The 12,444-nt window shown below is 60.3% G+C and carries 10 protein-coding genes; 9 read left to right on the top strand and 1 reads right to left on the bottom strand.

Annotation, left to right across the window (positions count from 1 at the left end; genetic code table 11):
- Positions 1–109 precede the first annotated feature (109 nt).
- Positions 110–961, top strand: a complete 852-nt coding sequence (locus NKI01_RS28220; protein ID WP_502899482.1) for a carbohydrate ABC transporter permease — start codon at positions 110–112, stop codon at positions 959–961.
- A gap of 1 nt (position 962) precedes the next feature.
- Complete coding sequence (locus NKI01_RS28225) at positions 963–1,856, top strand: carbohydrate ABC transporter permease (RefSeq protein ID WP_023717433.1); 894 nt, start codon at positions 963–965, stop codon at positions 1,854–1,856.
- Positions 1,857–1,953: 97 nt separating this feature from the next.
- Here the strand turns inward: NKI01_RS28225 and NKI01_RS28230 are convergent, their stop codons facing one another.
- Positions 1,954–2,940, bottom strand: coding sequence for an alpha/beta fold hydrolase (locus tag NKI01_RS28230; protein ID WP_352965409.1), 987 nt, complete (start codon positions 2,938–2,940; stop codon positions 1,954–1,956).
- A gap of 146 nt (positions 2,941–3,086) precedes the next feature.
- Between NKI01_RS28230 and NKI01_RS28235 the strand changes: the two genes are divergently transcribed.
- The 7 genes from NKI01_RS28235 (at position 3,087) to NKI01_RS28265 (ending at position 12,353) form a co-directional block, all read left to right on the top strand.
- Positions 3,087–3,836 carry a competence/damage-inducible protein A gene (locus NKI01_RS28235; protein WP_352481143.1) on the top strand — a complete coding sequence of 250 codons (750 nt, stop codon included), beginning with the start codon at positions 3,087–3,089 and terminating at the stop codon, positions 3,834–3,836.
- Positions 3,837–3,915: 79 nt separating this feature from the next.
- Positions 3,916–4,749, top strand: coding sequence for a universal stress protein (locus NKI01_RS28240; protein WP_023717430.1), 834 nt, complete (start codon positions 3,916–3,918; stop codon positions 4,747–4,749).
- A 127-nt stretch (positions 4,750–4,876) separates the two neighbouring features.
- Entirely contained in the window at positions 4,877–5,377 is a 501-nt protein-coding gene (gene gpt, locus NKI01_RS28245) for a xanthine phosphoribosyltransferase (RefSeq protein WP_352481145.1), read from the top strand.
- A gap of 200 nt (positions 5,378–5,577) precedes the next feature.
- Positions 5,578–6,066 carry an NUDIX hydrolase gene (locus NKI01_RS28250; protein WP_352790689.1) on the top strand — a complete coding sequence of 163 codons (489 nt, stop codon included), beginning with the start codon at positions 5,578–5,580 and terminating at the stop codon, positions 6,064–6,066.
- Between the two features lie 654 nt (positions 6,067–6,720).
- Positions 6,721–10,485, top strand: coding sequence for a vitamin B12-dependent ribonucleotide reductase (locus NKI01_RS28255; RefSeq protein ID WP_352481147.1), 3,765 nt, complete (start codon positions 6,721–6,723; stop codon positions 10,483–10,485).
- A 96-nt stretch (positions 10,486–10,581) separates the two neighbouring features.
- Positions 10,582–10,815 (top strand): DUF2188 domain-containing protein, encoded by a 234-nt coding sequence (locus NKI01_RS28260; RefSeq protein WP_352965413.1) that lies wholly within the window; start codon positions 10,582–10,584, stop codon positions 10,813–10,815.
- A gap of 182 nt (positions 10,816–10,997) precedes the next feature.
- On the top strand, positions 10,998–12,353 hold the full coding sequence (locus NKI01_RS28265; RefSeq protein WP_352965415.1) for a hypothetical protein: 1,356 nt from the start codon (positions 10,998–11,000) through the stop codon (positions 12,351–12,353).
- Positions 12,354–12,444: the final 91 nt, after the last annotated feature.

A 12,444-nucleotide genomic window follows, 5' to 3' on the forward strand; every position in this document is an offset into this window, starting at 1 on the left:
GAGCCGACCCATGGCCGTGACCTCCGCTGCCGCTCAGCCACCCCGGTCGACGCTGTCGCGCATTTTGACGTTCGTGTCTGAAAGTCATAACGCGCTTGGCTTCGGCTTCATGCTGCCGGCGGCGGCGCTGCTGCTGGTCTTCCTAACCTATCCGCTCGGGCTCGGCGTCTGGCTCGGCTTCACCGATGCCCGCATCGGCCGCCCCGGCATCTTCATCGGCATCGAGAACTACGAATATCTGTGGGATGACGCCGTCTTCTGGCTCTCCGTCTTCAACACCTTGCTCTACACGATCAGCGCCTCGATCCTGAAGTTTGCGCTAGGCCTCTGGCTGGCGCTTATCCTCAACCAGAACCTGCCGCTCAAGTCGTTCTTCCGCGCGATCGTCCTGCTGCCCTGGGTGGTGCCGACGGTGCTGTCGGCCATCGCCTTCTGGTGGATCTACGATTCGCAGTTCTCGATCCTGTCCTGGGCGCTTATGGAAATGGGCCTGATCGACCATCGCATCAACTTCCTCGGCGATCCGGAGAATGCGCGCGCTTCGGTCATCGCCGCCAATGTCTGGCGCGGCATTCCTTTCGTGGCGATCACGCTGCTTGCCGGCCTGCAGACGATTCCGCAGTCGCTCTACGAGGCCGCCACGCTCGACGGCGCCAGCCGCTGGCAATTGTTCCGCTATGTGACGCTGCCGCTGCTGACGCCGATCATCGCCATAACCATGACGTTTTCGGTGCTGTTCACCTTCACCGATTTCCAGCTGATCTATGTGCTGACGCGCGGCGGGCCGGTGAACGCCACCCATCTGATGGCGACGCTGTCGTTCCAGCGCGGCATTTCCGGAGGCCAGCTTGGCGAAGGCGCCGCGATCGCAGTCGCCATGATCCCGTTCCTGCTGGCGGCGATCCTGTTCAGCTACTTTGGCCTGCAACGCCGCAAATGGCAGCAGGGCGGCGGAGATTGACATGACCGCGATCGAAACGAGCAAACGCCCCGAACTCGACGAAGGCGGCATGGGCTACCTGCAGAGTGTGCCGCGCCGCGTGGTGACGGTTTACCTGCCGTTGCTGATATTCGTCATCGTGCTGTTGTTTCCGTTCTACTGGATGACGATCACGGCGGTTAAGCCCAACCTCGAGATGACCGACTACGCCAATTTCAATCCATTCTGGGTGGTGCATCCGACGCTCGAGCATATCCGCTATCTTCTCTTCGAGACGTCCTATCCGGGCTGGCTGCTCAACACGATCATCATCTCGACCGCCGCCACTTTCCTGTCGCTGCTGGCAGCAGTGTTCGCTGCCTATGCGATCGAACGCTTGCGGTTCTCCGGGGCGCGGCAGGTCGGCCTCGCGGTGTTCCTGGCCTATCTCGTGCCGCCGTCGATCCTGTTCATTCCGCTGTCGGTGATGGTGTTCAACCTTGGGCTTTACGACACGCCCTTCGCGCTCATCCTCACCTATCCGACCTTCCTGATCCCGTTCTGCACATGGCTGCTGATGGGTTACTTCCGCTCGATCCCGTTCGAGCTGGAGGAATGCGCGCTGATCGACGGGGCGAGCCGCTGGCAGATCCTCACCAAGATCGTGCTGCCGCTGTCGGTGCCGGGCCTGATTTCCGCGGGCATCTTCGCATTCACGCTGTCATGGAACGAGTTCATCTACGCCTTGACCTTCATCCAGTCGTCCGAAAACAAGACTGTGCCGGTCGGCGTGCTCACCGAACTGGTGCGCTCGGACGTCTATGAATGGGGGGCGCTGATGGCGGGAGCGCTGATCGGCTCGCTGCCGGTGGTGGTGCTCTATTCGTTCTTTGTCGAGCACTATGTTTCCTCGATGACCGGAGCCGTGAAGGAATAAGTTCGGAGGTATTCCCGGCGGCCGGGATGTCCCGAGGCACCCTGCCGGCCGAGGCTGCGGCGGGTTGCACACCTTTGCGTGAGGTTCCGGGAGCGTGTCAGCTGATGGTGTCGGACTTCGGCGCAAATGCGCGGTCGGCAATGCGTTCGATGAAAGCGACGACCCGTTCCGGCCCGACGAATTGTGGCATATGGCCAAGCCCCTCGACCGGCTCGAAATCGAGCCCGCTGATCTTTTCCATCAGCGGCCAGCCATGGATATCGATGCCCAGCACGACGTCGGAAGCACCAAACAGAATGCCAGCCGGCATGGTGATCTCGCGATAGCGTTGCTCGATACGGCCAAGGTCGTGCTCGATGGCCACGACATCGGTCGACGTTGCATAGAAATGGCTTGGCCTGAGCCCGCACCAGCCGCCGCCCTCGACCATATAGTCGGCCGGCGTCGCCTGCGGCGCGAAAATGAAGGCCAGCGTGCGTTCTGCGTATCTGAGAGCCGCCGGGATCGCCACCGTGTGAGCCATGATCCGGCGCCGCAGCGGCGACTGAATGTATAGCGGGCCGAACTTCTCGCGCGCGTCCGGCTCCAGATGGGTCAGCGGCGCCAGCAAGGCGATACCGGAAACCGCCTCGGGATGCTCGACAGCCAGCGTCAGCGCGATGGCGCCACCCAGCGAATGGCCGACGATCAGCGGCTTTTGCAGTCCAAGCGCCTCGATAAAATGCCGCACGATCTCGGCCTGCTCGGGTAGCCGCCCGCTGGCGCCCCTGGCCCGCACCGAATAGCCGGAACCCGGACGGTCGAGCGCGATCAGCCGATAGTTCGGGCCGAACCGTCCGAACAGCGTGTGGCGGAATTGATGAAGCTGCGCGCCAAGGCCGTGCAGGAAGACGATCGGCCGCCCCTCGCCCATCTCGAAATAATGGATGCGATTGCCGTCGATCTCGATGAATTTACCGCTGGCCGGCACCAGCCTTTCGGCTTTCGCCGCAATCCGCAGCGTCGCCAGCACAGGATAAGCTGCCACGACGAGCGCCAGCAGAAACAGCGCGCCGGGCAGCCATAGAAGAATCGATACCGGCATGTTCTTGCTCATGGCCCAAACCGGCGCAGCATCACCCGCCGAAGGTTCCACTGCAAGGGAGGTGGCACAGGTGGATCCGTCGTTTGGCGGCATTGCCGCCGGCCGTTCGCCGCGCTATCTCAGGCGACCCGTTGCCGGAGCCTGCCATGACCGAAATCGTCACCGCCGCCATGCTCGTCATCGGCGACGAGATTCTGTCCGGCCGCACCAAGGACAAGAACATCGGCCACCTCGCCGACATCATGACGGCGATCGGCATCGACCTGAAGGAAGTGCGCATCGTTGCGGACGAGGAAGACGAGATCGTCGCTGCGGTGAATGCGCTGCGCACCCGCTACAGCTATGTCTTCACCACCGGCGGCATCGGCCCGACGCATGACGACATCACCGCCGATTCCATCGCCAAGGCCTTCGGCGTGCCGTGCGAATACGACGCCAGGGCCTACGCCCTGCTGGAGGCAAGCTATGCTGCCCGCGGCATCGAATACACCGAAGCGCGCAAGCGCATGGCGCGGATGCCGCGCGGGGCAGACCACATCGACAACCCGGTGTCGGTTGCGCCGGGCTTTCGCATCGGCAACGTCCATGTCATGGCCGGCGTGCCGGCGATTTTCCAGGCGATGCTCGACAATGTCGTGCCGACATTACGGGCCGGCACCAAAATGCTGTCGGCAACCGTGGAATGTCCGTTCGGTGAAGGCCTGATCGGCGGCCCGCTGGGCGACATCCAGAAGGCGCATCCGGATACGATCATCGGCTCCTACCCGAAATATGGCGACGGCAAATTCTGGACGGAACTGGTGGTGCGCGCCCGCAGCCAGCAGGCGCTGGACTCCGCGCGCGCCGACGTAGAGGTTATGGTGGCGGGCCTGACCAAGGCAAGCAAGGTGGGCTGATCGGCAGGCGTGACGGAACCAAGCATCGCGCCGTGACGTTTGTCACGAGTGGGATCGCCGAAAAACTGAGGGATTGCCCATGCGCTTCAAGACCATTGTCGCCATATTGCAGAATGAACAGGACGCCGAGCGCGTTCTCGACTGCGCGATCCCGCTGGCCAGCCGGTTCCAGAGCCATCTGATCGGCATTCATGCCGAGGCGCTGCCCGTGCCCTACACCTCGGCCACCGGCTTTCCGGACACCGAGTTCCTGCAGGTTTCGGCCGACATGAACCGGGAGCGCGCCGAGAAGTTGCAGGCCGCCTTTCACAAACGCGTCGAGAATTCCGGCCTGTCGTTCGAGTGGCGCAGCCTCGAGAGTTTTTCCGGCGACAGTGCGCTGACCGGTATCTCGACCGTTCGCACCGCGGATCTGATCATCGCCGCGCAGCGCGAATCGAGCGGCGATCCGAGCGCCGACGTCGACACGCTGGTCTACGATGCCGGCCGGCCGGTGCTGGTGGTGCCGCATTCGGGTCCGCTGGTCACCAGCTTCAAGCACGTGCTGCTCGCCTGGAACGGCAGCAAGGAGGCCGCACGCGCGGCCTTCGATGCCCTGCCCTTCATCATCGAGGCCGAGAAGACGGACATCGTCGTCATCGACCCGCCGGATACGCTCGAAGAGGCGCCGGAAACGGCCGGCGCCGAGATCGCCGCCTCGCTGTCCAGGCACGGCGCGACCGTCAGCGTCTCGGTGCTGAGGTCCGGCGGCGCCTCGGTCGACGACATCATCCAGACCAGGGTCGCCGAATCGGGCGCGGACCTGCTCGTGCTCGGCGCCTACAGCCATTCCTGGCTGCGCCAGCTGCTGTTCGGCGGGGTGACGCGAACGGTGCTGCGCACCGCGCCGGTGGCGGCTTTCCTGTCGCGGTAAGTTGATAGAGATCACGGGTTGGACAATCGCTTTGCCGCGCCCTTGCCAAGGCCAAGCCTTTCCAGTTAATTCCGCCCGCATTCCATAGTGTCTGCGCGCGATGCGCGCTTTGCGGAGTGCGCGAAAGATGTCCCTGCCCGAAAAAGCCTTCCCGGTCTCCTGGGACCAGTTCCACCGCGATGCACGCGCGCTCGCCTGGCGGCTTGCCGGCGCCAACAAGGGGCAATGGAAGGCAATCGTCTGCATCACGCGCGGCGGCCTGGTTCCGGCCGCCATCATTTCGCGCGAGCTCGGCATCCGCATCATCGAGACGGTCTGCGTTGCCTCCTATCACGATTATACCAGCCAGGGGCAGTTGCAGGTGCTGAAGGAGGTCACCCCGGCGCTGCTCGCCGATGACGGCGCTGGCGTGCTGATCATCGACGACCTCACCGACACCGGCAAGACGGCGGGCATCGTGCGCGCGATGATGCCTAGGGCGCATTTCGCCACCGTCTATGCCAAGCCGAAAGGCAGGCCGATGGTCGACACTTTCGTTACCGAGGTCAGCCAGGACACCTGGATCTATTTTCCCTGGGACATGGGCTTCACCTACCAAAAGCCGATCGCCGACGACCACGCCGGCTGATTCGCGGTAACGCCGCTTCCGTCGGAAGACAGCGTCGAGCACTCCTTGAAGGAGTGGCCCCGGCACACGATATTTCCTTAATCGACGCCCATTGGAGTGGTTAACCAGTCCACATGAAGTTTTTTACTTTTATTGCTTATGATTAGCCGTAAGATTTACGAGACGGCAAACGATTCTGGAAGCTGGGGCAAGCTTCTCCGATGTTGACAAGGCCAACGACGCACAACCATCTGGCCGAAAGAGTCCGGCGACTCTTCGGCACGGTGCCGTCCCGCCTGCAGGTTGCAGCGCTGCCTTGGCGCGATAGCGAGGACGGCGTGGAGGTCATGTTGATCACCAGCCGCGATACCGGCCGCTGGGTGCTTCCCAAGGGCTGGCCGGAAGCAAAGGAGCCGCTTTGCGAAGCAGCGGCGCGCGAGGCCGGCGAAGAGGCCGGGCTGCGCGGCACGATCTCGCATCATGAGGCCGGCCGCTATTTCTATGCCAAGGTGCTGGCGTCCGGCGAGGAAGTGCCCTGCGAGGTGCTGGTGTTTCCGCTGCACGTCGACAAGGTCGCCGACCGGTGGAAGGAAAAGCGGGCGCGCATCCGCAAATGGGTCAGCGCCGCCGAGGCGGTACGCATGGTCAACGAGCCCGACCTTTGTCAGATCATCGCCCATTTCGGTGCTGACCCGCATCGCTTCAACTGAGTCGGCACATGGCTTCCGAGTCGGCATGGTCTTCGCTGCGGCGAAGGCCTTCGAGCGTCGGCACCAGGCTTGTGGCTACAAAAACGGAAATCAGCGCGCTTCTGTCCCCGTTATCCACATATGTGACACACAAGATGTTGGGGTCATAAAAGCTACGCAAACGAATCCTTGACGGCGCAAAACGAGTCGCCTTTTATAGGCCATGCGCTCCTGTTGAGAGTGCGACCGGAAAAGTTTCGAGGCCGGTCTTTTTCCCGGAATATGTGCGTTTTGATCCGCATTCCCGCCTGTTTACGAGGCCGGCGAAGGCGTGGGATTTTGAAGCCTTGGGGGGCAAAAGGGGAGGATTGTCGGACTTGAATAAATTGTCTGTTAACACTATATTTAGTGTTTGCAGGTAGGTTCGACGCTAGATAATGTGAATTTCCCTCGACCGAGGGCGTTACAAAAAGTTTTCAGTTTTGAGGGACCCACAGGGTCCGTGAGCGCGTTGGACAGCGGCCTCGCAAGAGGCTCGACCGGCAGGGCCGCGGAGACTGTGACTATGAGAGCCGGCGGTTTCGAACGCCGGCAGACGGCGGCCATGCGCGTTTCGTCACGAGGGCAGAAATCCTCTGGGAAAAGCGCTATATGTAGACAAAAGGGACCGGACCAATGCGCATCGAGCGTCGTTTCACCAAGCCAGGGCAATCAGCTTACGCGGAGATTGAATTCCGCAAGGCGCTTTCGGAGATCAAGAATCCGGATGGCTCGGTGGTGTTCCGCTTGGACAACATCGACGTGCCGGCGCAGTTCTCCCAGGTTGCCGCCGATATCCTGGCGCAGAAATATTTCCGCAAGGCGGGCGTCCCCGCACGGCTGAAGAAGGTCGAGGAGACGCAAGTCCCCTCCTTCCTGTGGCGCTCGGTCGCCGACGAGGCTGAACTGGCCAAGCTGCCGGAAGCCGAGCGCTACGGTTCCGAGACCGACGCCCGCCAGGTCTTCGACCGGCTTGCCGGCACCTGGACCTATTGGGGCTGGAAAGGCGGCTACTTCAAGTCGGAGGAAGACGCGCGCGCCTTCCGCGACGAGCTCGCCTATATGCTGGCCACCCAGCGCGTCGCACCGAATTCGCCGCAATGGTTCAACACCGGCCTGCACTGGGCCTATGGCATCGACGGCCCGAGCCAGGGCCATTTCTATGTCGACCCGTTCACCGGCAAGCTGACCAAGTCGAAGTCTTCCTACGAGCATCCGCAGCCGCATGCCTGCTTCATCCAGGGCGTGCAGGACGACCTCGTCAACGAGGGCGGCATCATGGATTTGTGGGTGCGTGAGGCGCGCCTGTTCAAATACGGCTCCGGCACCGGCTCCAACTTCTCGTTCCTGCGCGGCGAAGGCGAAAAGCTGTCGGGCGGCGGCCGCTCGTCGGGCCTGATGAGCTTCCTCAAGATCGGCGACCGCGCCGCCGGCGCCATCAAGTCGGGCGGCACGACGCGTCGCGCCGCGAAAATGGTCATCGTCGACGCCGATCATCCCGATATCGAGGAATTCATCGACTGGAAGGTCAATGAGGAGCAGAAGGTAGCCTCGCTGGTCACCGGCTCGAAGATCGTCAAGAAGCACCTCGAAGCGATCATGAAGGCCTGCATCAACTGCGAAGGCAATGGCGACGATTGCTTCGATCCGGCGGTCAACACCGCGCTGAAGCGCGAGATCAAGGCGGCCAAGAAGGACGCGGTGCCGGAGAACTACATCTACCGCGTCATCCAGTTCGCCAAGCAGGGCTATACCTCGATGTCGTTCAAGACCTACGACACCGACTGGGATTCGGATGCCTATCTCACCGTTTCCGGCCAGAACTCCAACAATTCGGTGTCGCTGAAGGACGATTTCCTGCGCGCCGTCGAGCAGGATGGAGACTGGCATCTCACCGCCCGCAAGGACGGCAAGGTGCTGAAGACGCTGAAGGCGCGCGATCTCTGGGAAAAGATCGGCTATGCCGCCTGGGCGTCGGCCGATCCCGGCCTGCATTTCAACACGACGATGAACGACTGGCACACCTGCGCCTCGGCCGGTGCGATCCGGGCGTCAAATCCGTGCTCGGAATATATGTTCCTCGACGACACCGCCTGCAATCTGGCCTCGATCAACCTTCTGCCCTACCGCAACGCCGACGGCACCATCGACATCGCCGCCTACGAGCACACGGTGCGGCTGTGGACCATGGTGCTGGAAATCTCCGTCATGATGGCGCAGTTCCCGTCGAAGGAGATCGCCAAGCTTTCCTACGAGTACCGCACGCTCGGCCTTGGCTATGCCAATATTGGCGGCCTGCTGATGACCTCGGGCATTCCCTATGATTCCGACGAGGGCCGCGCCATCTGCGCCGCCCTCACCGCGATCATGACCGGCACGGCCTATGCCACTTCGGCTGAAATGGCCGCCGAGCTCGGCGCCTTCCCCGACTACGACCGCAATGCGCAGAACATGCTGCGCGTCATGCGCAATCACCGCCGTGCTGCCTATGGCGAAAGGGACGGCTACGAGAAGCTTGCCGTCAACCCGGTGCCGCTGGTCGCCTCGGATCTCAAGCAGCAGGAGCTTGCCAACCATGCCAAGGCCGCCTGGGACCGCGCCATCGAGCTTGGCGAGGAGCATGGCTACCGCAACGCGCAGGCAACGGTGATCGCGCCGACCGGCACGATCGGCCTGGTGATGGATTGCGACACCACCGGCATCGAGCCCGATTTCGCGCTGGTAAAATTCAAGAAGCTCGCCGGCGGCGGCTATTTCAAGATCATCAACCGTGCGGTTCCGGAAGCGTTGCGCACGCTCGGTTATTCCGAGAGCCAGATCGCCGAGATCGAGGCCTATGCCGTCGGCCACGGCAATCTCAACCAGGCGCCGGGCATCAATCCCGGCTCGCTCAAGGCAAAAGGCTTCACCGACGAAAAGATCGCAGCACTCAATGCCGCGCTGAAGTCGGCCTTCGACATCAAGTTCGTCTTCAACCAGTGGACGCTGGGCGCCGACTGGGTGAAGGAGACGTTCGGCTTCACCGATGAGCAGCTCAACGATTTCTCGTTCGAGATGCTGCCGGCGCTTGGCTTTTCGAAGAAGGACATCGAGGCCGCCAACATCCATGTCTGCGGGGCGATGACGCTGGAAGGCGCGCCGTTCCTGAAGGCCGAGCACCTGCCGGTGTTCGACTGCGCCAGCCCGTGCGGCAAGATCGGCAAGCGTTCGCTGTCGATCAACAGCCACATCATGATGATGGCGGCGGCGCAGCCCTTCATCTCCGGCGCCATTTCCAAGACCATCAACATGCCGAACGACGCGACGGTGGAAGACGCCAAGGGCGCCTACATGCTGTCGTGGAAGCTGGCGCTGAAGGCCAACGCGCTCTATCGCGACGGCTCGAAGCTGTCGCAGCCGCTCAATGCCTCGCTGCTCGCCGATGGCGAGGAGGACGAGGACGAAGCCGTCGAGCAGCTGATCGCGGCACCGGCCGCGCAGCGCGCCGTTCAGGTGACCGAGAAGATCGTCGAGCGCGTCGTCGAGCGTCTCTACCGCGACCGCGAGAAACTGCCGAACCGCCGCAAGGGCTATACCCAGAAGGCGGTCGTCGGCGGCCACAAGGTCTATCTCAGGACCGGCGAGTTCGACGACGGCCGTATCGGCGAGATCTTCATCGACATGCACAAGGAAGGTGCGGCCTTCCGGGCGATGATGAACAACTTCGCCATCGCCATCTCGCTCGGCCTGCAATATGGCGTGCCGCTCGACGAATATGTCGAGGCCTTCACCTTCACCAAGTTCGAGCCGGCCGGCATGGTGCAGGGCAACGACGCGATCAAGAACGCCACGTCGATCCTCGACTACGTGTTCCGCGAACTGGCTGTCTCCTATCTCGGCCGCCACGATCTCGCCCATGTCGACCAGTCGGATTTCGACAAGACTGCACTCGGACGCGGCATCAACGAAGGCAAGGCGACGCCCTTCTCCAAGGGTCTCACCCGCGGTGCCTCGCCGGTCAAGCTGGTGTCGGGCATGGGTGCGGAGCCCAAGGGCTTTGCCGGCGCGGGCTCCGGAACTCCGTCCCGTACCGCCCCAACCGCCTTCTCCGGCTCCAACGTGCTGACGTTGAAGCCGGCCAGCGACGAAGCCATCGCCTACAAGCGCGACTACGAGGAGCGCGCCAGGGAACTGGTCGAGGACATCGTCTATGCGGAAGCGTCTGATCCGACGGAGCTGTTCACCGACGAGGCGGCGAAAGAAGCAGCCGAAGCCAAAGCGCTCGCCGCCAACCGGCGCCAGCAATCGCTGATGCAGGGCTACACCGGCAACGAATGCTCGGAATGCCACAATTTCACGATGGTGCGGAACGGGACTTGCGAGAAGTGCGATACGTGCGGGGCTACGAGCGGGTGTAGTTGAGGAGCTGAGGACACTGAATTTTGGCGTACAAGGATGATTGCCTTGTACGCTAACTTCAAGTAGAACAAAGTGGCAACATATTAAAGGGACATAGCGATGAGCAAAGATTACCATGTCGTCCCCAATCCTGAGGGTGGATGGGACGTTAAACGGGAAGGAGCCGAAAGAGCTAGCAATCACTACGACACAAAAATTCCTGCTATGGAACGTGGCCGTGACCTCGCAGAGAAGTCAGACGGTGAGCTCGTTGAGCATAAAAAGGATGGTACGATTCGTGACAGCGACAGCCATGGCAATGATCCCAATCCACCTAAGGACCGGGTGCCGTGAGTCCGTTTTAATATGCAAAATTCGGGAGGGGGCGATCACGGATATAATTTAGAGCTACGAGTTCTGAGATCGCGAAAGCAACCAACCAGCACCAAAAATTGGGTTCTGGAGAATGCATTTATAAATGGGGCAGATAAACGCACGTGAATAATCCCCGCATGGCGCTCGTGGACAATTCTACGTTGAGCGCAGTCGAGAGATTGCTTGCAATCTCAGAAACGCGAAATCTGTTAAATATTGATCACGATATAGCGTGCTTTGAAAAACTGATCCATACGATACTCTTTTATGACGAAATCTATCTCGTTGACGATTATATCGAGTATTATCGAAATAGACGAAAATCAACTTTTTCTTTTATAAAAACTGCACAAATTAGCGATGAAGACTACAGACTGGCAAGCGAAGAGGCAGCTTCTTTTGCCGCCGACCAACCTTTTGAGATGGCGGATGGAGAGCCAGCCGGAGAGGCACTTAGGTTCTTCGAACAGCTATTGCTGCGCCCCCAGCTGCGTTGGGATATATTTGTTTCAAGTGAATATCTAACTTTGACTTATCTGGTGGGTGGCTTTGACGAGAAGAACCTTGTTGGCCCAACCATTGCGGCATATGGCAATGAGGCGACTGATTTTGGCCGAATGCCAAATACCCAACGGGCGGAAACTGTCATCTTAGACCGCTCCTTGGTTCACAGGCGTTCCTATCAAGGTGAAACTTTATCGACGTTCATTAAGCGGATCGGGCACGATAATCCAAACTCTAAGGGCGTAGGCCATAAAGATACGCTTGCGAAAGCGGTGTTCGCTTATGGGTGGATTGCTGAACGCTCTAGATTCTATGAGAACATTGGTCGGAGCCTTGGCCTCACTCCTATCCTGTCGCCCCTTAGAGATGCATATGCACTTTCTGCATTGCGAATGCAGCCATGGACCCTGGAAGACAAGCTAATCTATAGTGCAAACGAGATTTCTGTTCGAACCATTACCTCGGCAGCTCAACTAACCGACTGCACAGCGCTCGAATTTCGACAGCCATTTTTTTCAAGCTGGCTAATGACAAAGACCGATGACCCCCGCGCCGCGCTAGGTCTAGCCCTGGAGCTTCGAAATCAGCCTGAGTTCAGCCAAGCGAGAGATCAATTGGCGAACCTCGCACATTTATCGTTTTTGGAAAAGAAGGCAGAAATCGCTAATATTATTCGATCTATTTCTGATAACAACAAATCCATACTTGATAAGTATGCAGTAAATACAACTAACGGGCCGTCTCTATCGTTTTCTATTGGACTCTCCGGCCCTTCAGTGGGACTATCCGCTGGCCTGGGCCAACTTTTTCGCGGATTAAAATCTAGCCGTCACCCAATTGCACGGACATATCGGTCACTTGCGGCGGATTTGTTGGCCGTGGAGCGTTTGGGTGGCATCCACGAGAAGTTAACCTGCCTGTTAAAAGCAGGAAAAGCCGGATATCCTTCCTTTTCAACCACTCCCGTATTCATGAGAAAAAAGGAAAACGAGTATGGCCGCCCGATTGAGTGAACGTAGCTAGTCCCTATGATTGCTGGGCCTGAGGGCGGCCCGTCATCCGATATGCAACGGTACGAGGGTTAAGCCGGCTGGCCGGCGCAGA

This window comes from Mesorhizobium sp. M0815 (assembly GCF_040319995.1).
Classification (GTDB): domain Bacteria; phylum Pseudomonadota; class Alphaproteobacteria; order Rhizobiales; family Rhizobiaceae; genus Mesorhizobium.